Here is a 23,972-nt window from a genome sequence, read left to right on the forward strand (position 1 = left end):
TCATACTTACTTTAAATTATACAGTTCATGCGTATATTAGCCAATTAAAAAACTACTGTCACCGGTGCCGATCATCCGCAAAAAAGACACCTGACTTCGTTTGAAGTCAGGTGTCCAAATATGTTTTTGTATTTTAGTAATGTACCGGTGAATCCGGACCTAACGGTAATCCGAGCAGGCTCCAGATAATCAGCATTACAGCCCAGAAGAAAAAGAAACAGATCGAGTACGGCAGCATTACTGAAATCAGTGTACCGATACCGATGTTTTTATCGTATTTCTGCGCAAATGCAATGATGATTGCAAAGTAAGTCATTAACGGTGTAATGATGTTCGTACTTGAATCCGCGACACGGTAAGCCATTGTCGTCAGCTCCGGTGAGTAACCAAGCTGCATCAGAATCGGTACGAAAATCGGAGCCATTAATGCCCACTTCGCACTCGCACTTCCGATGAACAGGTTAATCAGTGCCGTCACAAGCATAAAGCCGATTAAGAGCGGTACGCCCGTTAAGCTCATGCTGTCAAGCAGCTGTGCACCGTAAACCCCGATTACAAGACCAAGGTTTGATTCAGTGAAGTACGCAACGAACTGACCTGCTGCGAATGCCAGAACGATAAACATTCCCATTGAAGCCATCGTGTCAGACATCTGTCCTGCAACGTCTTTATCATTTTTAATGGATTTCGTTACGATACCGTAAACTACACCCGGGATAAAGAACAGAATTGCAATAATCGGTACTAATGAACTCATGAACGGCGACTGAACAATCGTGTCCATGTATGAACCGAGTTCGTCAGATCCGCGCATCGGCGAGTTCGGCAGTACGACTAACAGTGCTGCAAGTATTAAGCCGACAATTACTGAAATAAATGCCAGAATAAGACCTTTTTTCTCAACCGGCTGAAGTGTTTGAATGCCTTCAACATCTTCACCTGATAAGTCTTCTTCCTGTTCTTTCGACATCGTAAATGAACCTAAACGCGGTTCAACGATTTTAGCAGAAACGAACCAGCCGACAAACGTCAGTAAGAATACACTTACCGCGATAAAGTACCAGTTCATTGCCACGTTAATTGATTCTGCATATGCAGGGTCGATTAACGTCGCACCTGCTGCTGTAAGTTCAGCAAGCATTACATCTGTTCCGCTTAAGAGCAGGTTCGCTGAGAATCCTGCAGATACACCTGCGAATGCTGCAGCAAGACCCGCAAGCGGGTGTCTGCCAAGTGCCAGGTATAACAGTGCACCAAGCGGCGGTAATACTACATAGCCGGCATCAGATGCCACTGATGACATAATCCCTGCAAATACAAGACCTGCAGTGATCAGGTTTTTAGGAATTGCCAGTACAAACGCTTTCAAAGCAGCGCCGATTAAACCGGAACGCTCCGCAACCCCGATACCGAGCATCGTTAACAGTACAACGCCTAACGGTGCGAAGTTGATGAAGTTATCCGTCATACTTTCAAATATATAACTAATACCTTCGGCATTTAATAAGTTTTTAACTGCAACTTCTTCATTTCCTTCACCTGGATGCGTTACCGTTATTCCAAGTATTCCGAAAATTGATGAAAAAACTAAAGTAAGTACCGCCAGAATTGCAAAAAGCGTAACCGGGTGCGGCAGTTTGTTACCCAGCCATTCTACAAAGTCTAAAAATCTCTGAAACAATCCATGTTTCTTTTTACTCTCGTCCACAGCTTATACCTCCAACAATATGTACAAAATTAAAAGCCGCTCAATTTGAGCGACTTTTTCTATTATAATATTTAATTAATCAGATTACAATCTGAATTATTGCATATTTTCGATTAATGCGTCACCAAACTCAGAACATTTAACTTCTGTAGCACCGTCCATCAGACGTGCGAAGTCATATGTTACGACTTTTTTCGATATTGTGTTTTCAATTGCGCCGTTCACAAGGTCGGCAGCTTCCTGCCATCCAAGGTGTTCAAGCATTAATACGCCTGAAAGTAATACAGATGAAGGGTTAACTTTATCCTGTCCGGCATACTTCGGTGCAGTACCGTGAGTTGCTTCAAAGATAGCGTGACCTGTTTCGTAGTTGATGTTCGCACCCGGTGCAATACCGATTCCGCCAACCTGTGCTGCTAAAGCATCACTGATGTAGTCACCGTTTAAGTTCATCGTTGCAACAACGTCGAACTCTTTCGGACGTGTAAGAATCTGCTGCAGGAAGATGTCCGCAATAGAGTCTTTGATGATGATCTTGCCGTCAGCTACAGCTTTATCCTGTGCTGCATCAGCTTTCTCTTTACCGTCTTTTTCAACGATTTCATCGTATTCAGCCCATGTGAAAGTCTTGTCAGCGAATTCGTTGCGCGCTAATTCATAGCCCCACTTCTTGAAGCCGCCTTCTGTGAATTTCATAATGTTACCTTTGTGTACTAAAGTCACTGACGCTTTGTTGTGCTCGATCGCATAGTTGATCGCTGAACGCACTAAACGCTCAGTACCTTCTTTAGATACAGGTTTGATAGCGATTGAAGATGACTCAGGGAAACGGATGTTTTTAACGCCCATTTCATCCTGCAGGAAATCTACAACTTTTTTAACTTCAGGCGTGCCTTCGTTAAATTCGATACCCGCGTAGATATCCTCAGTGTTCTCTCTGAAAATCTGCATGTCACAGTGCTCAGGGTGTTTAACCGGTGAAGGTACACCTGCGTAGTGTCTTACAGGACGTAAGCACGCGAAAAGGTCTAATTCCTGGCGCAGTGTAACGTTTAATGAACGGAAACCGCCGCCGATCGGCGTAGTTAAAGGACCTTTAATAGCGATTAAATACTCTTCGATTTTATCAAGCGTATCCTGCGGAAGCCATTCGCCTGTTTTGTCGAATGCTTTCTGACCCGCGTATACTTCAAGCCAGTCGATTTTCTTTTCGCCGTTGTAAGCTTTCTCTACAGCTGCATCGATAACTCTGCTCGCTGCTGCCCAGATATCCGGACCAATTCCGTCACCTTCGATAAAAGGAATAACCGGATTGTTGGGTACGTTCAGTACGCCGTCTTTAGTTTGAATTTTTTCTCCTGCCATTTGTAAAAACCCCCGTTGAATATTTTAAAAAATTATCTGTTTTCGATTGGTTCGTATTTCATGTTCGTGTGGCCGTTGTACTCCGCACGCGGTCTGATCAGTCTGTTATTTTCAAACTGCTCAAAGATGTGTGCAATCCAGCCCGATGTTCTGCTGACTGCGAAGATCGGCGTGAATAATTCATGCTCGATTCCAAGTGAATGGTAAACCGAAGCACTGAAGAAGTCAACGTTAGGCAGTAAGCCTTTCTCTTCTTCTACAATCTGTGCAATTTTCACTGACATTTCATAAAGTTCAGGCTGACCGTTTTCCTCAGTCAGGCGGCGTGCCATATCTTCAAGATACTTCGCGCGCGGGTCCCCTTCTTTATAAACTCTGTGCCCGATTCCCATAATTTTTTCTTTGTTGTCGAATTTTTTCTGCATGTAGCTGTCGACATTCTCAAGAGAACCGATTTCCTCAAGCATTGCCATAACCTTCTCGTTCGCTCCGCCGTGTAACGGCCCCTTAAGCGCACCGATCGCACCGGTAACTCCCGAATATACATCAGATAAAGTCGCTACGATAACACGTGCAGCAAATGTTGATGCGTTGATTTCGTGGTCGGCATGTAAAACAAGCGCCGTGTTCATCGCTTCAACCTGAACGTCCGTCGGCTCTTCACCATTCATCATGTAAAGGAAGTTTTTAGCGTAACCGAACTCCGGATTCGGGTCGATTACTTCTTTGCCCTGACGGGTACGTGCGATTGCCGCTACGATTGAAGGAATCTTCGCCTGAATGCGGATTGCTTTACGCAGTGTCGCTTCCTCAGACTGCTCTTCAGCCGTGTCATCCGTATGTGCAAGCAGTGACACCGCAGTACGCAGTGCGCTCATCGGATGAACTGATTTGTCCACAAAAGTTTTGTAGAAATTTTTAGCATCATCAGTCAGGAACGCGTGATCATAAAGCTCCTGTTTAAATGCTTTTAACTCCTCTTTATTTGGCAGATGGTCGTGCCATAATAAAAATACAACTTCTTCGAATTCAGCGTTTTCCGCTAAATCGTCAATTTCATAACCGCAATAAGTCAGCTGTGTGCCAATAATTGAGCTGATTCTTGATTCCCCAATTACTACACCTTCTAAACCGCTGTTTCCAGTCATAAATCCCCCTCCTAGTTATGTATCAGAATCTTTAAACCAAGTATAACAAAATTGTCACAAATATGTTTACCCTTACGTGAGCGCGTTCTTTGTGAATAAGAATACATAATGTAAGCCCAACCTTTGATACTGCTGTATTCTGGTATGAATTAACTGGATTTCACGCGCATAATAAGAATCAGTTAATTATCTTATATCATAACATAAGTTAAAGTTAATTGTATGGGAGGGGTTGGATTACAACGGCGGATTGGTGTTGTCATTCGAGTGTGTCCGGTTTACAACGGCGGACGCACGTTGTCATTCGAGCCCTCCCGGTTCACAACGGCGGACGCACGTTGTCATTCGAACACCACCGGTTCACAACGGCGAACCACCGTTGTCATTCCAGCACCACCGGTTCACAACGGTGGACGACCGTTGTCATTCAAACACCACCGGTTTACAACGGCGGACGCACGTTGTCATTCGAGCACCACCGGTTCACAACGGTGGACGACCGTTGTAAACCAAACCTCCACCCGCCCCAACACATACATCCCGACCAGCACAAACCAGTCCACAATCCGGTCCACAAACAAAAAAACTCCCCCCAAAACCGCATTAAAGCAGTCCCGGGGGAGTTCATCCGCACTAATATTATTATTTTATTCTTCCGGCATATCGCGCGGCTTTTCAATCATTTCAACATCATCGATGTTTGTGTAGTCGACTGTCGAGTGGATCGCAAGCTGCTCACCACCGCTGTCAACGTCTGCTGTCAGTTCGGATCCGGTAAATGTATATTCCGCATCGAAATAAAGCTGAATTGTACCGTTGACACTGTCGGCCGCTTCGAGCTGTTTGAGCGTTTCCTCATCTGCAAGTCCGCTTAACGCTGACGTGTCTTTAACGTTTATCGTTATGGCATAGCCTTCTTCGAGTTCGCTGACTTCGCCTTCAGGATAGTTTTCAAGTGAAGCCACGATCGTCTCGTAGTCGCTGCCTTTGATATCCACTGTTTCTTCGGTCTCAACAATCTCGTTATCGGCGTACATAAAGTGACCGCCTTCAACGATATAGTGAGTGACAATGTTGCCATTGTCGTTGACGGACAGTTTAAATTCGTTCTGTCCGCCGAATGTCATAATTGTACGAATCGTACTTTCGTCATCCGCACCTGTTATATTTAACGACTGCTGGGCGACGTAATTCGAAATACCTTCACTGTTCGCGACAGCATTGTCGATTAATTCCGATGACGCTATGTCGCTGTTGCCGCCCTGGTTTTCACCTGCGGTTTCTGCCGTATTTTCTTCAGCCGCTTCTTCTGTCCCGTTTTCTTCCGATGCGGGTTCTTCAGAACTGTCGGAGCATGCTGATAAAATTAATATACTTCCGAATAATGCAGCGAGCGTTTTTTTCATCCAACACACCTCAAATCTTTATAGCACGTGCGCATGTCCGCTGTATACGACGCTCTGCTCACTGTCGATTGTGATGAGCATGTTGTCTTTCAGCACTTCAAGCGCTTCTTGTGCACCGACGATTGTCGGGAGTTCCAGGTTTAATCCGACGATTGCACCCTGGCTTGTCAGTCCGCCTTCTACAGTGATCAGTCCTGCTGCTTTAATTAACAGCGGTGTCATCAGTGCGTCAACTGACTGGACAACGACGATTTTATCCGTCGTATCTTTGCCCTGAAGTTCTTCATAGTTTTTAGCAGTCACGACTTCGCCTACCGCAGTTTTGCTGCCGATACCCTGTGCTTTAATTAAAGTATCCCCGACAACGTGCAGCTTCATTAAGTTCGTCGTACCTGCGCGGCCCGCCGGTACACCTGCAGTTATAATAATCAAGTCACCTTCATTGGCATACCCTTTTTCAAGCGTCGCCATAACCGAAGTATTTAACAGCTCATCCGTATCTCTCTCTGCTGCCTTGACGATTGGATTCACGCCCCAGACAAGGTTAAGCTGACGTGCAACGTGACCGTAAGGCGTTACCGCTACGATATTTGCGTGCGGACGGTATTTCGCGATCATTCTCGCAGTATGTCCGCTTTCTGTAGCTGCAACGATTGCTTTACACTGTAGGTTCAGCGCAGTATGTGCCACAGATACACCGATTGCAGTTACCATATTCGTCTGTGTCGATTTCGTTCTGTCCGATAATAATTTCTTGTAGTCCTGGGCTTCTTCAGCCGACACTGCGATTTTCGCCATCGTCTGAACCGCTTCAACCGGATATGCTCCCGCAGCAGTTTCACCGCTCAGCATAACCGCGTCGGTACCGTCGTAGATTGCGTTCGCCACGTCACTCGCTTCGGCACGCGTACATCTCGGGTTCGTCTGCATGGAATCCAGCATCTGCGTTGCAGTAATAACCGGTTTACCAAGCAGGTTACATTTTCTGATTAATTCTTTCTGCATCATCGGCACTGTTTCCGGTGCCACTTCCACACCAAGGTCCCCGCGGGCAACCATCAGGCCGTCGGAAATTTTCAGGATATCATCGATGTTGTCGATACCTTCCTGGTTTTCAATTTTAGGAATGATTTTAATATATTCGCCTTCGTGTGCTTCGAGCAGTTCCCTGATTTCAAGAACATCCTCGGCACGTCTCACGAAACTTGCCGCGATAAAGTCCACACCCTGCTCGATACCGAACCTGACGTCATCTTTATCTTTATCAGTTAAACCTGGAAGCTTAACGCTGACACCCGGCACGTTTACGCCTTTTTTATTCTTCAGAAGACCGTTGTTTTTCACCGTCGTCGTAATGATGCCCGTGTCCTTGTTCAGTTCATCGATTTCCAGTTCCACAAGACCATCATCCAGAAGAATAAAGTCTCCCGGCTCAACGTCGTCGATCAGCCCCGTATAAGACACCGAAAAGCGGTCTTTGTTACCAAGCACTTCAGTCATCGACACTTCAATCTGCTGGCCGCGGACAAGTTCAACCTGACCGTCTTCCATAGAGTGGGTTCTGATTTCAGGCCCTTTTGTATCCAGCAGAATACCAACTGTTTTGCCTAAACGCTCCGAAACTTTTCTGATTGCGTCGATACGCGCCTGATGTTCCGCGTGGTCACCGTGTGAAAAGTTTAAACGCGCAACGTTCATGCCCGCCATCATCAGTTTTTCCAGTATCTCTTCCGATTCTGAAGCCGGTCCTATTGTACATACAATCTTTGTATTTCTCATTCTTCTGTTCCTCCTAAATTGAAAGCTCTTTTGAAAGCAGGTAAATACTGTTGTCATATTGTTTATCGTGTACACGTACGTACGTAAAGTCTGTAGCTGTTAATTCATTCTTGGAAATACCGGCACCGACACCCGAACGGCCGTCCTGCAGCAGATTCACTGCATACGCACCGAGCCTCGAGCCGAGCACTCTGTCAGAAGCGCTCGGTTTGCCGCCGCGCTGAATATGACCAAGAACACTGATTCTTGTCTCTATATTAATATACTTTGCCAGTTCATTGCTACAGTATTCTGCAGACATAACCCCTTCGGCCACCACAATAAGGGAATGCTTCTTGCCCCGGTCAAGCCCCGCCTGAATACGTTCGGCAACATCTTCCATCTTCGTATTCCGTTCAGGAATAAAAATAGTTTCCGCACCGGCAGCGAGTCCTGCATTCAGTGCAAGTTCGCCTGAATCCCGGCCCATCACTTCGATGATAAACGTCCGCTCGTGACTCGTTGCCGTGTCGCGGATGCGGTCGATCATATCGACGATTGTGTTGAGCGCAGTATCGTAGCCGATCGTAACATCGGTGCCGACAATATCGTTGTCTATCGTCGCCGGCACACCGACAGTTTTCACACCGAGTCTGCTGAGCTCGCCGGCGCCCATATACGTGCCGTCACCGCCAATAACGACGAGACCCTCAATGCCGAGCGCCTTTAAATTGTCAGCCGCGCGCTGACGGCCTTCCTCTGTTCTGAACTCTTCACAGCGCGCGGAATACAGAAACGTTCCGCCGCGGTGGATCATATCACCGACATCGCCAAGATCCATCTTTTTAATGTCGTTATTAATTAAACCATTGTAGCCGTGGCTTACGCCGTACACTTCCATGCCGTCATGAATCGCTTTACGCACAACCGCACGCACCGCAGCATTCATTCCGGGCGCATCACCGCCGCTGGTTAAAACCGCTATTTTCCTCATGTCCATCACCCACCTATTAGTCCATTTAAACATAGCATAATAATGGTTTGACGGTCTATCTATTTGACGGGGAAAAATGACTAATTCTGCATGCGGCTGTACGGTGAGAAATTAAGATTGATAAACGGGCTCGCGGGTACATGGAATTCTCTCTTTGCCACACTAACGCCTCTACTGTGACAATGAACCGCGCTCTTTGGCACACTAACGCCTCTACTGTGACAATGAACCGCGCTCTTTGCCACACTAACGCCTCTACTGTGACAATGAACCGCGCTCTTTGGCACACTAACGCCTCTACTGTGACAATGAACCACGCTCTTTGGCACACTAACGCCTCTACTGTGACAATGAACCACGCTCACAGACACACCATGCTTACTAAACCAAAAAACTAAACCAAAACCCAAAAAACGCACCCGCCTCCATACGGGCCGGTGCGTTTCATAATACGATTATTCACTAAACTGGCCGATCGCCATGTATTTGTCATAACGCTGATCGACAAGTGCGTCGCCGTCCATCGGCACGAGTTCCGCCAGTGCGTCCTGAAGCACTTTATCGGTTTCGTTAAAGACGAATGTCTTATCGTGGTGTGCGCCTCCGGCCGGCTCAACGATTGTGCCGTCGCTCACACCGAGTTCCAGCAGGTCCGCCGCCGTAATTTTCAGCGATTCCGCTGCAATTTCTTTCAGCGAAGCATCTTTAAACAGTATACTTGCCGCGCCTTCCGGTGAAATGACCGAGTAAGTTGCGTTTTCAAGCATATAAAGTTTGTTGCATACGCCGAGTGCGAGCGCGCCGCCTGAACCGCCTTCACCGATAACGATGCTGATTACAGGCACAGTGAGCCCTGCCATTTCAACAAGGTTGCGGGCGATCGATTCACTCTGACCGCGTTCTTCCGCCGCTTTACCGGGGTATGCACCTTTCGTATCGATAAAGCATATTACCGGACGGTTGAATTTTTCCGCCTGTTTCATCAGACGCAGTGCTTTTCTGTAGCCGTCAGGGTGCGCCATACCGAAGTTGCGCGCGATGTTGTCTTTCGTATCCATCCCGCGCTGGTTGCCGATAACAGTCACCGGACGGCCGCGGAACATCGCGATGCCGCCGATAATTGCATTATCGTCCGAGTATGCACGGTCGCCTTTAAACTCGATAAACTCATCGAATAAAGCTGCGATATATTCTTTTGAAGTCGGGCGTTTTATGTAGCGTGCAATTTCCACACGCTGCCACGGTGTCAGTTGTGAGTATACTTCTTCTTTTTTATCCTTCACTTTTCTCTCCAGAAAGCTGATTTCAGTCGTCAGATCCAGCTTGTTTTTATGGGCATATTTTTCAAGCTCTTTAATTTTATTTTCCAGTTCAGTAACCGGTTTTTCAAATTCAAATACCATAATTACACAACCTCTTTATGCATCTTTAAAATCGTGCCTAAATAGCGTTTCATGTTCACTCTGTTGACGACATCATCAAGCTGCCCGTGCTTGAGTAAAAATTCCGCCGTCTGGAAATCATCCGGCAGTTTTTCCTTAATTGTTTCTTCGATGACGCGGCGTCCGGCAAACCCGATTAACGCGCCTGTTTCAGCCAGGTTAATATCACCGACAGAGGCGAATGATGCGGATACCCCGCCTGTCGTCGGGTTTGTCATGTACGCGATATATAATAATCCCGCTTTGCTGTGTCTTTCGATTGCCACGCTGACTTTTGCCATCTGCATTAACGATAAAATCCCTTCCTGCATGCGGGCACCGCCGCTTGCTGTGAAGACGATAACCGGCAGACGGTGTTCTGTCGCATACTGGAACGTACGTGCGAGTTTTTCACCCAGTGCCGAACCCATGCTTCCCATACGGAATCTCGGGTCCATAATTGCAACGACTGCTTCATTGCCCATTATTTTACCATGTGAGACAATCAGCGCCTCTTCAAGGCCCGTCTTTTCCTTATCGGATTTAAGCTTCTCTTCGTAGTTCGGGAAGTTCAGCGGGTTTACAGATGTCACACTTGTAAACAGTTCCGTGCCGCTGTCGATATCGAGCAGTGCATCCATGCGGTCCGTGCTTATAATCGGCATGTGATGGTCGCAGTTTGAGCAGACGTTCAGACGTTTGTGCAGATCTTTCGAGTAAAGTATCTTTTTACAGCTCGGGCACTTCGTCATAATCGTTTCCTGTTTTTCAGTCCCGCTCTCTGATTTTTCATCACTTGCTTTTTTATTCAACTTAAAAAATATATCTTTTAACATTTTTACACCCCATAAAAGTTAATGTTCGTATCCGTCCGCATATTTTTTCAGCAGTTTGTAAATCCGCTGCACGACCTGGTTATCACCTGATTCGACAGTCTGCATTCCGTCGAATTTATGCTCGTAGTAATAATCGATCATATGCATCAGTTCAATTAACTCTTCGTATTGTTTGTCTGTACGGAGCAGGTATTTTGCTATCAATGTATAGAGCTGGTGGCTGTCAATGTTCGCAAGGTATGTACCTTCACCGCGCTTGACGTATATCACACCGATGAGTTCGAGCGCCCGGAGCGCTTCCCTCACACTCTGCCTGCTGACATTAAGACGTTCTTTCAAGTAGCGTTCGCTCGGAATTTTTTCGCCGATACCGATATTCTGGTCCTGGATAATTTTATTAATTTCTTCAAGTATCGTTTGAAGACCTTTTTTATTTTCCATGGCTTATCCGTTCAATTCGCTTATTAGTCTTTTAGTTTTGTCATATACATATCCGGGCTCTACCTTTCTGCGTGCCACACCTGTGCTCATCGCCGCTTCCGCAACGCGTTCTGCAACAGTCGGGGCCACTTCCGGATGGAACGCATCCGGAATAACGTATTCGGCATCGAGCTCATCTTGTGTAACGATCTCAGCTATTGCGAGTACCGCCGCCTTTTTCATCTCTTCATTGATGTGTGTCGACTGAACGTCAAGCGCACCTCTGAAAATCCCCGGGAACGCAAGTACGTTGTTGACCTGGTTCGGGAAATCGCTGCGGCCCGTGCCGACAACTTTCGCACCGGCAGCGATTGCTGTGTCCGGCATAATTTCAGGCGTCGGGTTAGCCATCGCGAAAATGATCGGATCTTCATTCATCGAACGGACCATGTCTTCAGTCACCGCATTTTCAACCGATACACCGATAAACACATCGGCACCTTCAAGAACGTCCTTCAGGCTGCCTGCCTTATTATCGATATTCGTAAATTTGGCAACTTCTTCCTTAATCGCGTTCATGCCCGCCGCGCGTCCTTCGTAAATCGCACCGCGCGAATCGCACATAATCATATCTTTCACGCCGAAGCTGTGAAGCAGTTTAACGATTGCAACACCTGCTGCACCCGCACCGTTCAGTACGACTTTTACAGCTGATAAAGTTTTGCCCGTTAATTTCACTGCATTAATCAGACCGGCAAGCGTCACGATAGCCGTACCGTGCTGGTCATCGTGGAAGACCGGAATGTCGGTTTCTTTTTTTAGTCTTTCTTCAATTTCAAAACATCTCGGCGCCGAAATATCCTCAAGATTAATTCCGCCGAAAACAGGAGTCATCAATTTAACTGTATTGACGATTTCATCGACATCATTTGTTTTTAAAGCGATCGGGAATGAATCCACGCCTGCGAAACTTTTCAGCAGTGCGCTCTTGCCTTCCATAACCGGCAGACTTGCTGCAGCACCGATGTTGCCGAGCCCGAGTACAGCCGAACCATCAGTCACTACACCGACAGTATTGCCTTTAATTGTATAATCAAATATTTTGCGTTCGTCCTCATAAATTTCTTTACACGGCTCAGCAACTCCCGGAGAGTATGCAAGGCTGAGCGCTTCTTTATCTTTTAATACTACTTTCGAATTTACGGAAAGCTTTCCCTGGTTTTCTTTGTGCAGTTCTAATGCATCGCTTTTTAAAGACAAAATCAGTTCCTCCTATTAGTGGTCATACCACGGTATATTATCATTATATTTTTTAATTTACAACAGATTTACACAATTAACCTGATATTTTCAACATGGATTTTCGATATCAGTGTCCCGATTTCGCTGATTTTAATAAAACCGGCGATCTGCTTCGTGTTGAAATCGTGAACCGGCACGCCGCTGTCTGAAAGGAGTTCGTAAATTTCATCGATGTCCACATCTCTGATATATATTTTCTGTGTCTTTTCAATGTACGCACTGACATAGTCTTCCGGCTTGTACAGACGGTCGATAACGAGCTGAGGCCTGCCTTCCCGCATGCCGTAAGTCGCTTCTGCTGCCACAATCGATTCTTTTAACATGGGGTGATATTTAAAATACTCTTTTGCGAACAGCACGCCGTCGATATTGGAATGCCCGTCACTCAATGTCAGAAAAGCCATGTTCTGGCCGGTCTTCTTCACTTTAATCGTGCGGAAATCTTCTATGTGAAGCAGATACGTGCCGTGTTTCCGCTTATGATGAATGAGCGAAAACGGAATGAACTCGAGTTCCTGATGTTTTAACAATACGGGATGCGTCGAAATATAAAACCCGAGCGCCTCCTTCTCCCCTTCAATCCTGTCGGTGCCATCCATTTCATCGGCGTGACGGTATTCCTTTTTAAGATTAAAACCGAGGGAGCTTAAAAACGAGTCGTGCTGATAACCGTCGCTCACCGTCGATAATATATCGGGAATGGTCTGCAGCATCGTTTTTCTGTTTTCCTTAAAGCTGTCGAGCGCACCTGAAATAATCAGACTGCGCAAAATCTTCTCGTTGAACTTAAAATCGGTACGGGAGACGAGATCGTAGATGTCCTTAAACGGTCCTTCCAGTTTACGCGCCTCTATAATTGCATCGTACAGCGGTTTTGAGACATTGTTTACCATAGAGAAGCCGAGACGGATGCCCTCATCCTGTGAGTTCTGCCAGACCGACGTATTAATATCCGGTGCACGGAGCGGAATGCGCATCATCTTCAGCTCGCTCAGGAGCTGGCTGATTTTTTCATCGTTACTTCTGTGATGCGTTAAAATAACCGCGTAAAAATGTGCGGGGTAATGCAGTTTCATAAAGGCCATCGTGTAAGCCACTTTACCGTATGCCACCGCGTGACTTTTAACGAAACCGTAGTCAGCGAATTCCATAATCAGGTCGAAGATGTTTTCAGCGAGCTCCGCCGTATAATTTTTCTTTACGGCGCCGTCTATAAAGTGCTGGCGTTCGTTCGTCAGTGCCGCACGATCTTTTTTACCCATGGCGCGGCGCAGAATGTCCGCTTCACCGTAACTGAAGCCGGCAATTTTACCGGCAATCTGCATAATCTGTTCCTGGTACACGATAACGCCGAATGTTTCTTTTAATATTCCTTCGAGATCCGGATGCGGATAGCGAATCGTTTCCGGATGTTCTTTTCTGTATATAAAGTTGTCGATTTCTTTCATCGGTCCCGGACGGTACAGCGCAAGTACCGCTGCCAGATCTTTCAGGCTTTCGGGTTCAAACTTCTCAATCACACGTCTGATTCCTGCCGACTCGAGCTGGAATATACCGAGCGTCAGTCCTTTTGACAGCATCTTATAGACGCGTTTATCTTCTGTAATGCGTTCGAGTGAAAAGCTTTTGTCTATCCGTCTGATACTCTGCACCATGTAGCGGATCAGCGACAGGTTTTTCAGCCCGAGCAGGTCAATTTTTAACAGCCCGGCCGCTTCAACGTCTTTCATCGGCCACTGGCTCATCACATGGTCTTCTGAGAAAATAACAGGCACGCTGTTCGTAAGCGTTTCGCTGCTTAACAGAAGTCCCGCCGCGTGCGTTGACGTATGGCGCGGCAGCCCTTCAATTTTCAAGGTGATATCCATAAACGTTTTATACTTGTCGTCGGCTTCAAGCAGCGTCTTAAAGCGCTTCGTATTAAATGCATCCGACAGCGTCGCATTGACTTCATCCGGAACGAGGTTTGACAGGAGCTTCAATTCGTCGTCTGTAAACCCGAAGACCCGCCCCACATCGCGCGCGGCCATTTTGGCGCTCAGCGTTCCGTATGTAATAATGTTCGCCACCTGCATATCGCCGTACTGTTTAATTAAATACTCAACAACTTCGTCGCGCCTTGAATCTTCAAAGTCGATATCGATATCCGGCATGCTGATACGTTCCGGGTTCAGGAAACGCTCAAACAGCAAATTATATTCGAGAGGATCGACTTCCGTAATATTCAACAGGTACGATACGAGACTCGCACTGGACGATCCCCTGCCCGGTCCGACGTATATGCCGCTGGACTTGGCATAATTGACGAGGTCCTGAACAATCAGGAAATAATCCTCAAAGCCCATGTTCGTAATAATGCCGTATTCGAATTTCAGCCGTTCCATATAATCAGCCGGTGCATTAAACTGACGCGCTTCAATGCGTTCCATTAACAGCTGCCATAAGTAGTCCTTCGAACTGATATTCTCCGGATTTTTAAACTTCGGCAGCGTGTGCTGCACCGACGGAACCGGCACGCTGCACTTATTAATAACCACTTCGTTGTTGCTCAGATATTCCAATGCCGATTCCGGCACCATATTCCGTGTCTGAATACACGCATCGCCGTGCAGATTCTGCACACTGTCGATGCTGAGTTTCTGATTATCGCGAATGGCATTGAGCACCTTTAATGAACCGCGCTCGTCTGGATTTACGTAATGCGCGGCTTTTATAAATACTTTTTCGTATGCGCCGTCCGTGTCATGTGACAGGTATTTATCATCCTCAGGGATATTCAGCGCTGCAAGAATGTCCGGAGCATCGGACGTTTTACCGATGGCGATACAGTTTTTCACTGTATCCTGCACGAATTTCAGCGGCGTGCGCGTCAGACTTCTGTACGACAGCATCGCGCTCGTCCGTACGAGTTCAAGGTAGCCCTGATGATTTTTCGCAAGCAGTACGAGCGGCACGCCGTTCATGCCGTCTTCGATAATAATTTCCATGCCCGGCACCGGTTTAATGCCGTATTCCGGCGCCAGTGCCATCAGACGGTAAACGGCGTGCATACGGTTTAAGTCCGTCACTGCCACGGCGTTCTGGCCGTCGCTTTTCAGCCTGTCGCATAACCGTTCCAGCGTAATATTTGAATTTAAAAAATCAAATGAGCTGTGCACATTTAAATTAAGCATTTATACACCTACTCGTTACAGTTTTTCTTCTATTTTTTCAATCAGTTCATCAAGCATATCCATGTCTTTTACGCGGACACCGGACGCGAGCGGATGGCCCCCGCCGTCAAACATCGCTGCAACGTCGTTGATGACCACTTCTTTCGAACGGAGTCTGACGCGGATTTCACCGTCGCCTTCCAGCGCGATAAACCACACTTTCACATCTTCAATTTCCCTGAAGATATTGACGTCAAGACCCGCTTCGCTGACGCTCAGTTCATAATCCGCCATGACCGATTTCGGCACGTATACGTATGCGATGCCTGAATCCGTAAAGACTGCGTTATGAATTAAGTAGCCTTTGTATTTAAATTTATTTCTCGATGATTTATGCATCTGATTATTTAAGTCCGCTGCATCGAAGTGATATTCTTTCAACTTCGATGCCACCGCGTGTGTCAGCTGACTCGTATTGTTGTACAGGAAGCGCCCTGTGTCGCCGACAATTCCCATATAAAACAGCGCTGCGGCCTCGTCGTTCATCGCCGAGCTGTCCCACATGCCGATTAACAGATAAATAAGCTCGCTCGCTGACGACACTTCCGTTTCAACAATCGATACGTCACCGTACTGTTCCACGTTCGGGTGATGGTCGATTTTAACGACTTTCTCCGCGTACTCGAGCGTGCCGTCGATACGTTCCTGATTGCCTGTATCCACGACGATTACGAGCGGACGCTCGATCGTCGACACGCGGTCCATTTCGCCTAAAAAGCTGAGTGACGGTTCTTCGTGACCGAGTGCCGCGATTTTTTTATCCGGATACTTATTTCGTAAATACGCACGGAGACCAAGCTGTGCCCCGTATGCGTCGGGATCCGGTTTCTGGTGTCTTAAAATGACGATCTCCTCGTGAGATTCAATCAGTTCAAGTACGTCGCTGGCATATGTCTTTAAGTCTTTTAAATGTCCGGTTAATTTATTAAACAATGGCGAAACTCCTCAATATTAATTTACTTACATTCTTCAATCAATTATACTACATAAGAGATTGGAGTTGTAACGTATGGAATTCTTATACACGTTTGCCGTGTCATTTCTTGTCACCGCAATTTTCGTCACTTTCCTGCTGTTTGTAGTTTACAAAGTAAGAAAAATCCGCACAGTCCGCGATGTCAGAGCTGCGTATTATGACAGTATTGCGAGAATATGGCTCGGTCTGTTTCTCGTCGCTTTCGGTTTAAACACTATGATCCAGTTCCACACTCTTGTCGCTTATATTATCGGCGGTCTGTTCGTCCTTCTCGGCGGCTATCAGACTTACCACTTTAATAAAGCGAGAAAGTACTTCAAAGGCAATCTGCCGATTGAGGAACAGGCATGGCAGGAATTCGAAGCGAAAAAATCCAAGCGTAAAACACGCTGACATTACATAAGAAAACCATCCTGCTGTAAATATACAGCAGGATGGTTTTTTACTTTTCGTTGAAGTGCTGAATCATAAACGTCGCTTTCGAGTACGCCGTTCCCTGTACGTTCAGTACAATTTCAAGGCGGATAAACTGCTCGCCCCTGTCGATGATTTCACCTGTCAGCTCAATTTCCTGATAGAGCTGCACAATTTTAAAGTTCATGATGTTGTACGTGTCGATATGGTAACTGTGAATGTGGTTTTCCTGCAGCACGACGAGAATCAGGCGTTCGGCGAGTCTCATAAAGTTTGCCTGTGATAATGAACCGAATTCATCGGCCATAAACGGCATTACCCTTATATTAATCTTATTGCTGTCGATTTTAATTTCACGGTCGATCAGCTGATCCGTCGACATGCCGGACTTTAAGTTTCTGGAAGAGATATTTTTAAATACTTCCCTGCGGTGAACGATGCCGCGGTAGTCACCGGATTCCACAACCGGAATAATATTAAGCTGGTGCCAGCTCATTATCTGGCGGAGCGACAGAAGCGTCGTATCTTCTTCTGCGCTGTAATCCGGCAGCAGGTACGATGTGTAATTATCCTTTGTCATTTCATCCAGATACTTTGAGCGGATTGCCCCGACGAAACGGTTGCCGTTTAACAGAATCATATTTTTATCTTCCGGATGAATTTCGGTGCCTAGGTCGTTAATATCAATCGTATACTGTTCCTGCTTCACCATCAGGCTGCCCGCGGTCACAATATTTTGCGACAGCGACAGGCTGTATACTTCCCGGTGAATAATCGATGCACATGTAAATGAATCGTGTGTCGTCGAAATGACAGGCAGCTGCTTTTCTTTTGCGAGTTTCAAAATTTCCTCACCTGTGCCGAATCCGCCGGTAATAAGCAGGCCGACACCGTTTTCCAGCGCCTTCCGCTGTGACTTTTCTCTGTTACCGACGATTAACAGGCCGTTCGGCTCCAAATATTTCACGAGATCGTCCGTCTGCATAGCCCCGATCAATATTCGTGAGATTTCTTTATCGAGATAGTTGTCCCCTGCCAGTACAGTCCCCTGAATGACGCGGTTTACTTCTCTGAACATTATTTTACCGTGGCTTTTTACTTCGCGCTGCACGATACGGAACGTGCCGACGCGTTCAATCGTCTTAACGAGACCGTCCTGCTCCGCCTGTTTAATTGCGCGGTAACTCGTGCCGAGTGACACACCCATATATCCTGAAATCTGTCTGACGGACAGACTGCTGCCTTCTCTTAAACCTCTTATGTATTTTAAAATATCTTCGTGTTTCGACATGTCTTCACCCAATTTCTATATTTCCAGTTAAATTTATCATAGCACGAATAATTGATGTTTATAAAAGAAAAATGGAAACTCCGCAGAGTGAGGAGTTTCCATCGTAATATTATGATAATTCCGCCGCTTCGCCAGGCTTCAGAATCTGGCACGTTGTATTGACTTTGTTTTTAAATTCTTCAGGGTCCTGTTTAATCGGCGGGAACGTATTGAAGTGTACCGGCACAACGACTGTCGGTTTAATTAATTCGTTAACCGCATACGCCGCATCGTCGATGCCCATCGTAAAGTGATCACCGATCGGAATGAAGCAGATGTCGATTGGTCCGTTACGTTTCGCAATCAGCTCCATATCACCGAACAGGCCGGTATCACCGGTTACGTAAACTTTTTTCTCACCGAGCGTTAAAATTAAGCCCATCGGCTCACCTGTATAGTGCACCGTACCGTCATTGTCCGTAAAGCTTGAAGTATGGAACGCGTGTGTGAATTTTACTTTGCCGAATTCATACTCGCCTTCCCCGCCGACGTTCATGCCGACAGTGTTTTCAACACCCTGACTTTCAATATAGGCCGCGAGCTCAACAGGTGCAATTACCGTTGCATTGTTATTTTTTGCGATTTCAACCGTGTCGCCCACATGGTCATTGTGCCCGTGTGTTAGTATAATATAATCAGCTTTAACGTTATCCACTGTTAAGTCAGTTAAATCGTTGCCGTTAATAAACGGATCAATGATAACATCAGTATCATTATTGTTAAACGATAGTACAGCATGTCCATGATATTTTACAGTCAAAATTACCACTCCTGTTTAAGTTATTAATAATAGTCTATTCCCTGAAAAACTTTTTAATAATCATTAATACGATATTTATATATAAGGAGATAAACCGATGAAACACATTTATTTAACACACGCACTCAGCATGAAACCGGAAGCCGTTTTATTTTCCTATCCGGACTTCAACACACCAAACTTAACACTGCCGGCAATGCAGCGCGCACTGACACCGGACAATGAAATATATATAACAGTCAATAATTTTTTTGAGTCAAACGACTTTATGATCGAAAACACACTTATTGAAACGATACGCCGTGAAGAAACAGCCGACGGCTTTATTATCGACCAGATATTTACGCGCGACTTTCACGACGTCGATACCGTGCTACTTGAAACGCTGTCGAATGAAATACGCAACCGCCATTTTATCGTCGGGCCCTCATTTACGAAAGTCCCGTATTTTCTGCACAGCAGACTTGCCGAGTTATTTATCGACCATGACGTCTCCGGCGTAATGTACGACCTGCGAGACATCGATATCCGAAACTTTAAAGAACTGCAGCCGCTCGCGAAACTGAAAATGCACGTTAAAAAGCGCCTGCAGATTATCCCGCTGGTACGTCCGGAACAGCTCGGAGACTTAAAGAAAAGCATCCCGCTTGATGTTGCAGTGATCGACGGGTAGATTTTGTGAGGGTTTTGGGACGGGGGACGTCGACATTGTCAGTCAACTCAGTTTGAGTGACTATGTAGAAACGACACTGTCAGTCAACTCAGTTTGAATGACTATGTAGAAACGACACTGTCAGTCAACTCAGTTTGAATGACAGTGTCGAAGTGAGCTCGTGATCCAAACACACAGCACCTCAAAAACTTTTATTTAATGCAAAAGAGCAGCCGGCTCCGGCTGCTCTTTTTCTATCATTTATCCTAATAAATCGTGGATGTCTGTGTACTTTCTGTTTTGAGCTTCTGCAACTGCTTTGTAAGTTACGTGGCCCTGGAATGTGTTAAATCCGCCTGCGATGACAGGATTTTTAACAACTGCTTCCTTGTAGCCGTTGTTTGCAATTAATAAACCGTATTGAAGCGTTGCGTTAGTCAGTGCGTTTGTTGATGTGCGCGGTACAGCTCCCGGCATGTTTGCTACTGCGTAGTGAATGACGCCGTGTTTCTCATATGTCGGGTCGTCGTGTGTTGTTATCTTGTCAGTCGTTTCGAAAATACCGCCCTGGTCGATTGCAATGTCAACGATAACTGATCCCGGTGCCATGTTTTTAATCATTTCTTCAGATACTAATTTCGGTGCTTTCGCTCCCGGTATTAATACTGCGCCGATAACCAGATCACTTGCTTCAACAGCCATTTTAATGTTTAACGGTGTGGACATTAACGTCTGCACGCGTGCGCCGAATAAATCATCCAGCTCTCTTAAACGTTTAGGGTTTAAGTCTAAGATTGTTACGTCTGCGCCGAGGCCGATTGCCATTTTTGCAGCGTTCGTACCTGCAGCTCCCCCACCGACGATAGTTACTTTAGCTTTTTCTACCCCAGGCACACCGCTGAGGAGAATTCCTTTACCGCCGTTGATGCTCATCAAATGCTGAGCGCCGACCTGTACCGACATGCGTCCCGCAACTTCACTCATCGGTGCAAGAAGCGGCAGTGAGCCGTCCGGCAGCTGAATTGTTTCATATGCGATTGCCGTTACTTTTTTATCGATTAAGACTTGAGTTAATGCTTCTTCAGGAGCAAGGTGCAGATATGTAAATAGAATTGAATCTTCCTTAATAAGATCAAATTCCTGCGCTAACGGTTCTTTTACCTTAACCACCATTTCAGCATCCCAGGCTTGTGCTGCCGTATCGACTATTTCCGCACCCATTTCAATGTACGCTGAATCTTCAAAATACGATTTGCTGCCTGCATTTTTTTCTACGAGCACAGTATGGCCTGCCTGCACAAATGCGTAAACGCCGCCCGGTGTCAGGCCTACTCTGTTTTCGTTATTTTTTACTTCTTTCGGTATACCAATAATCATTTCCAAATCCCCCTTTATTCAAACAAATATATTGTATCACAATAAGTCATAATTTTGTCTATAATTATCTCAATATTAAAAGTTTTGGAAGCGCACACATGTGGTATAATATAACTAAGAAGAGGAAATGGAGTTGATTCTTAATGTTACAATATCAAAACATCTTAGTTGCAGTAGACGGATCACACGAAGCGGAGTGGGCATTCCAGAAAGCAGTTGAAGCTGCGAAACGTAACAACGCGAAACTTTCGATTATTAACGTTATTGACACTCGCTCTTTCGCGTCTGTTGAAGCGTACGACCGTTCAATTTCAGCACGTGCAAATGAATTTGCTCAGAAGCTCCTTGACGGATATGAGAAAGTCGCATTAGACAAAGGTGTTGAACATGTAGAGAAAATCATCGACTATGGTTCACCGAAATCAATTATTCCTAAAAAAGCTGTGGAAAAAATTGGCGCGGACGTAATCGTCTGTGGTTCTACCGGTCTGAATGCTGTTGAACGCTTCATCATCGGATCGGTTTCAGAAGCGATTGTCAGAAACGCAAAATGTGACGTATTAGTCGTCCGCACTGAAACATTACCTTCGGACTTTGAACCGCTAGTAGCGACTGAAGACTTTATGGAACAAAACCGCTAATGGTTAAAAGAATGTTTTAATTTTAAAAGTAATGGGCTCTTCGGGCTCATTACTTTTTTATTTACAGCCCGCCCCGGCTGTGCTGAAATGAATTCATTTACGGAGGTTACTTATGGAACTTGGTATTAATACTTTTGGAGATACGGTTTTAAACCCTCAGACAGGTAAGACAATTACTCACGCAGAACGCCTGCAGGAACTCGTTCGCGAAATCGAAACTGCTGATCGTGCCGGCCTCGATATTTTTTCAGTCGGGGAACATCACCGCGACGACTATGCAGTCAGTGCACCGGATGTTGTGCTGGCAGCAGGTGCTGCGGTCACTAAAAATATCCGCCTGACGAGCGGTGTCACAGTATTATCTTCTGATGACCCGGTACGTGTTTACGAGCGCTTTTCTACTCTGGACGGCATTTCAAACGGCCGTGCTGAAATTATGGCCGGCCGCGGGTCGTTTATCGAATCGTTTCCGCTGTTCGGTTACGACTTAAATGATTACGACACACTTTTTAACGAGAAGCTCGACTTGCTGCTCGCGCTGCAAAAAGGCGGGAAAATTAACTGGTCGGGTACCCACCGCCCGGCGCTGGAAAACGCAGAAATATTCCCGAAACCTGTGCAGGATGAAATCCCGATCTGGATTGCGAGCGGCGGTACACCCCAGTCGGCAAAACGCGCAGCGGAACTCGGCATGCCGCTGGTACTCGCAATTATAGGCGGAAGCCCGTTCCAGTTTGCACGAATTGCAGACTTTTACCGGCAGATTGGGCGCGCTGCGGGACACGATGAATCGAAGCTGAAAGTTGCAACGAACTCGCACGGTTTTATATGGGACACAGACAGCGAAGCACGGGATCTGTTCTTCCCATCAATCTCGGCGTCGATGACGAAACTTGGACGTGAACGCGGCTGGGGACAATATTCGAGAGAAGCATTCGATAACATGTGCGATCCGGACGGCGCACTTTACGTCGGCAGCCCGGAAACAGTCGCACGGAAAATTATCTCACTGTACGAACACATGGGAATAGAACGCTTTACGCTCCAGACACCCGTCGGCACAATGCCCCACAACCAGGTCATCCGGACAATCGAACTGTTCGGCGGAAAAGTTGCCCCGCTGGTCCGTGACGGCGTTGCAAAAATTAAAGCAGAGAGAAATAAATAGAATTTCACCTGAAGAGGGTGTCTGTGGACGTCCTCTTTTTTGTGAGCTGGGTGCCGAAAACTCAGCCGGTGCACCTCGTCAACTCCACGAAGTACACCAAACCCAGCCGGTGCACCTCGTCAGTTCCGCGAAGTACACCAAACTCAGCCGGTGCACCTCGTCAGTTCCGCGAAGTACACCAAAACGCACCGGTGCACCTCGTCAATTTCGCGAAGTACACCAAACTCAGCCGGTGCACCTCGTCAACTTCGCGAAGTACACCAAACCCAGCCGGTGCACCTCGTCAGTTCCGCGAAGTACACCAAACTCAGCCGGTGCACCTCGTCAACTTCGCGAAGTACACCAAACCCAGCCGGTGCACCTCGTCAACTTCGCGAAGTACACCAACCCCCGACAACCCCCAACAACCCCACACAAAACCCACCAACTCCGACAAACCACACCCGGGCTCTCCCGCCAAATCAAAAACCCGCAGCATTTTCATGCCACGGGTCCTTATTCTGATATAAATACGTTCATGTTCGCCAGTATTTCGAGTGTTTTATCGTGCAGGTCGTCGCTCGATGCTGCAACGAGATTTTTGTTCACCGTAATCATCGCTTCCGGGAATATATTCTGGATGACCATAATATTTGCGAGCACACAGATGTTGGTTTCCACGCCGACAAATTCAATCATCTGATTGGTCTTCACTTTATCTTTATAGTTTTCATAAATTTTACGGGCTTCTTCCGGCGGAATGCCGTAAAAGTTTTTCGTGTATTCGTCACCGTATTTTTCAAGCCGGTCGTAAAATACCGGATATACCGCTTCGTCAAATCTGATCGACTCCGCTGAACGTTCACCGTGTTCAAAATCAGGGTATAAGTTTTTCGTATAAATAATGGGTTCATCATTGTCGATCGCCTGATCGATTCGTCTCGAAATCCCCTCTTCAATCACTTCGGACCACTCCGCATAGTTCGTGCCTCTTTTATCGAAAGTGTCGTTCTGGGCATCTATTACAACAAGCATTTCAACACATCCCGTCACATATATTTCATTTACATATTGTCTATACCCTTTTTTCCAAATTAAAAAGCAG

The 23,972-nt window shown here is 46.3% G+C and carries 20 protein-coding genes; 4 read left to right on the plus strand and 16 right to left on the minus strand.

Translation table 11 applies throughout. From position 1 onward, the window contains the following. Positions 1-133 precede the first annotated feature (133 nt). The 12 genes from RZ44_RS05065 to RZ44_RS05120 all read right to left on the minus strand — a co-directional run bounded on the left by RZ44_RS05065 (position 134) and on the right by RZ44_RS05120 (position 16,503). Positions 134-1,708: an AbgT family transporter gene (locus RZ44_RS05065; protein ID WP_035809188.1), complete on the minus strand. Its 1,575-nt coding sequence runs from the start codon at positions 1,706-1,708 to the stop codon at positions 134-136. 96 nt (positions 1,709-1,804) lie between these two features. After that, positions 1,805-3,073, minus strand: a complete 1,269-nt coding sequence (gene icd, locus RZ44_RS05070; protein WP_035809189.1) for an NADP-dependent isocitrate dehydrogenase — start codon at positions 3,071-3,073, stop codon at positions 1,805-1,807. 32 nt (positions 3,074-3,105) lie between these two features. Continuing rightward, a complete protein-coding gene (locus tag RZ44_RS05075; protein WP_035809190.1) occupies positions 3,106-4,221 on the minus strand; it encodes a citrate synthase in 1,116 nt (371 codons plus the stop codon). Between the two features lie 647 nt (positions 4,222-4,868). Then, complete coding sequence (locus tag RZ44_RS05080; protein ID WP_035809191.1) at positions 4,869-5,627, minus strand: hypothetical protein; 759 nt, start codon at positions 5,625-5,627, stop codon at positions 4,869-4,871. An 18-nt stretch (positions 5,628-5,645) separates the two neighbouring features. Then, a complete protein-coding gene (gene pyk / locus RZ44_RS05085; RefSeq protein ID WP_035809192.1) occupies positions 5,646-7,406 on the minus strand; it encodes a pyruvate kinase in 1,761 nt (586 codons plus the stop codon). A gap of 13 nt (positions 7,407-7,419) precedes the next feature. Next, positions 7,420-8,379, minus strand: coding sequence for a 6-phosphofructokinase (gene pfkA, locus RZ44_RS05090; protein ID WP_035809194.1), 960 nt, complete (start codon positions 8,377-8,379; stop codon positions 7,420-7,422). 455 nt (positions 8,380-8,834) lie between these two features. After that, positions 8,835-9,782 (minus strand): acetyl-CoA carboxylase carboxyltransferase subunit alpha, encoded by a 948-nt coding sequence (locus tag RZ44_RS05095; protein WP_035809197.1) that lies wholly within the window; start codon positions 9,780-9,782, stop codon positions 8,835-8,837. A gap of 2 nt (positions 9,783-9,784) precedes the next feature. Beyond that, positions 9,785-10,636 (minus strand): acetyl-CoA carboxylase, carboxyltransferase subunit beta, encoded by an 852-nt coding sequence (gene accD, locus RZ44_RS05100; RefSeq protein WP_035809198.1) that lies wholly within the window; start codon positions 10,634-10,636, stop codon positions 9,785-9,787. Between the two features lie 18 nt (positions 10,637-10,654). After that, entirely contained in the window at positions 10,655-11,077 is a 423-nt protein-coding gene (locus tag RZ44_RS05105) for a FadR/GntR family transcriptional regulator (protein ID WP_035809199.1), read from the minus strand. A 3-nt stretch (positions 11,078-11,080) separates the two neighbouring features. Continuing rightward, positions 11,081-12,319 carry an NADP-dependent malic enzyme gene (locus RZ44_RS05110; protein WP_269448299.1) on the minus strand — a complete coding sequence of 413 codons (1,239 nt, stop codon included), beginning with the start codon at positions 12,317-12,319 and terminating at the stop codon, positions 11,081-11,083. Between the two features lie 65 nt (positions 12,320-12,384). Further along, positions 12,385-15,531 (minus strand): DNA polymerase III subunit alpha, encoded by a 3,147-nt coding sequence (locus RZ44_RS05115; protein WP_035809202.1) that lies wholly within the window; start codon positions 15,529-15,531, stop codon positions 12,385-12,387. A gap of 15 nt (positions 15,532-15,546) precedes the next feature. After that, complete coding sequence (locus RZ44_RS05120; protein WP_035809204.1) at positions 15,547-16,503, minus strand: DHH family phosphoesterase; 957 nt, start codon at positions 16,501-16,503, stop codon at positions 15,547-15,549. 76 nt (positions 16,504-16,579) lie between these two features. Here RZ44_RS05120 and RZ44_RS05125 point away from each other — a divergent pair, with 76 nt between their 5' ends. Beyond that, on the plus strand, positions 16,580-16,939 hold the full coding sequence (locus tag RZ44_RS05125; protein ID WP_035809205.1) for a YtpI family protein: 360 nt from the start codon (positions 16,580-16,582) through the stop codon (positions 16,937-16,939). A 49-nt stretch (positions 16,940-16,988) separates the two neighbouring features. Here the strand turns inward: RZ44_RS05125 and RZ44_RS05130 are convergent, their stop codons facing one another. Both RZ44_RS05130 and RZ44_RS05135 read right to left on the minus strand, forming a co-directional pair. Continuing rightward, on the minus strand, positions 16,989-18,251 hold the full coding sequence (locus RZ44_RS05130) for a DRTGG domain-containing protein (RefSeq protein ID WP_035811574.1): 1,263 nt from the start codon (positions 18,249-18,251) through the stop codon (positions 16,989-16,991). A 109-nt stretch (positions 18,252-18,360) separates the two neighbouring features. Further along, positions 18,361-19,050 carry a metal-dependent hydrolase gene (locus tag RZ44_RS05135; protein WP_035809206.1) on the minus strand — a complete coding sequence of 230 codons (690 nt, stop codon included), beginning with the start codon at positions 19,048-19,050 and terminating at the stop codon, positions 18,361-18,363. A gap of 97 nt (positions 19,051-19,147) precedes the next feature. Between RZ44_RS05135 and RZ44_RS05140 the strand changes: the two genes are divergently transcribed. After that, complete coding sequence (locus tag RZ44_RS05140; protein ID WP_035809207.1) at positions 19,148-19,723, plus strand: hypothetical protein; 576 nt, start codon at positions 19,148-19,150, stop codon at positions 19,721-19,723. Between the two features lie 240 nt (positions 19,724-19,963). Here RZ44_RS05140 and ald read toward each other — a convergent pair whose 3' ends face one another. Further along, positions 19,964-21,079 carry an alanine dehydrogenase gene (ald, locus tag RZ44_RS05145; RefSeq protein ID WP_035809210.1) on the minus strand — a complete coding sequence of 372 codons (1,116 nt, stop codon included), beginning with the start codon at positions 21,077-21,079 and terminating at the stop codon, positions 19,964-19,966. A 143-nt stretch (positions 21,080-21,222) separates the two neighbouring features. On the opposite strand from ald, the gene RZ44_RS05150 reads away from it, so the two are divergent. Continuing rightward, the gene (locus RZ44_RS05150; protein ID WP_026859692.1) at positions 21,223-21,720 is read left to right on the plus strand and encodes a universal stress protein; all 498 of its coding nucleotides are present in this window, start codon (positions 21,223-21,225) and stop codon (positions 21,718-21,720) included. Between the two features lie 112 nt (positions 21,721-21,832). Next, positions 21,833-22,888 (plus strand): LLM class flavin-dependent oxidoreductase, encoded by a 1,056-nt coding sequence (locus RZ44_RS05155; protein WP_035809212.1) that lies wholly within the window; start codon positions 21,833-21,835, stop codon positions 22,886-22,888. A gap of 495 nt (positions 22,889-23,383) precedes the next feature. Here RZ44_RS05155 and RZ44_RS05160 read toward each other — a convergent pair whose 3' ends face one another. Then, positions 23,384-23,902 carry a cysteine hydrolase family protein gene (locus tag RZ44_RS05160; RefSeq protein ID WP_035809214.1) on the minus strand — a complete coding sequence of 173 codons (519 nt, stop codon included), beginning with the start codon at positions 23,900-23,902 and terminating at the stop codon, positions 23,384-23,386. Between the last annotated feature and the right edge of the window lie 70 nt (positions 23,903-23,972).

Origin of the sequence: Jeotgalicoccus saudimassiliensis (assembly GCF_000756715.1) — a bacterium.
Classification (GTDB): Bacteria; Bacillota; Bacilli; order Staphylococcales; family Salinicoccaceae; genus Jeotgalicoccus; species Jeotgalicoccus saudimassiliensis.

Coding starts and splice junctions, on each gene's coding strand:
- RZ44_RS05075 (WP_035809190.1), bottom strand. CDS start 4,221: ATGACTGGAAACAGCGGTTTAGAAGGTGTAGTAATTGGGGAATCAAGA.
- RZ44_RS05155 (WP_035809212.1), top strand. CDS start 21,833: ATGGAACTTGGTATTAATACTTTTGGAGATACGGTTTTAAACCCTCAG.
- RZ44_RS05095 (WP_035809197.1), bottom strand. CDS start 9,782: ATGGTATTTGAATTTGAAAAACCGGTTACTGAACTGGAAAATAAAATT.
- RZ44_RS05160 (WP_035809214.1), bottom strand. CDS start 23,902: ATGCTTGTTGTAATAGATGCCCAGAACGACACTTTCGATAAAAGAGGC.
- RZ44_RS05105 (WP_035809199.1), bottom strand. CDS start 11,077: ATGGAAAATAAAAAAGGTCTTCAAACGATACTTGAAGAAATTAATAAA.
- RZ44_RS05130 (WP_035811574.1), bottom strand. CDS start 18,251: ATGTCGAAACACGAAGATATTTTAAAATACATAAGAGGTTTAAGAGAA.
- RZ44_RS05080 (WP_035809191.1), bottom strand. CDS start 5,627: ATGAAAAAAACGCTCGCTGCATTATTCGGAAGTATATTAATTTTATCA.
- RZ44_RS05140 (WP_035809207.1), top strand. CDS start 19,148: ATGAAACACATTTATTTAACACACGCACTCAGCATGAAACCGGAAGCC.
- ald (WP_035809210.1), bottom strand. CDS start 21,079: ATGATTATTGGTATACCGAAAGAAGTAAAAAATAACGAAAACAGAGTA.
- RZ44_RS05150 (WP_026859692.1), top strand. CDS start 21,223: ATGTTACAATATCAAAACATCTTAGTTGCAGTAGACGGATCACACGAA.
- pyk (WP_035809192.1), bottom strand. CDS start 7,406: ATGAGAAATACAAAGATTGTATGTACAATAGGACCGGCTTCAGAATCG.
- icd (WP_035809189.1), bottom strand. CDS start 3,073: ATGGCAGGAGAAAAAATTCAAACTAAAGACGGCGTACTGAACGTACCC.
- RZ44_RS05115 (WP_035809202.1), bottom strand. CDS start 15,531: ATGCTTAATTTAAATGTGCACAGCTCATTTGATTTTTTAAATTCAAAT.
- RZ44_RS05125 (WP_035809205.1), top strand. CDS start 16,580: ATGGAATTCTTATACACGTTTGCCGTGTCATTTCTTGTCACCGCAATT.
- pfkA (WP_035809194.1), bottom strand. CDS start 8,379: ATGAGGAAAATAGCGGTTTTAACCAGCGGCGGTGATGCGCCCGGAATG.
- accD (WP_035809198.1), bottom strand. CDS start 10,636: ATGTTAAAAGATATATTTTTTAAGTTGAATAAAAAAGCAAGTGATGAA.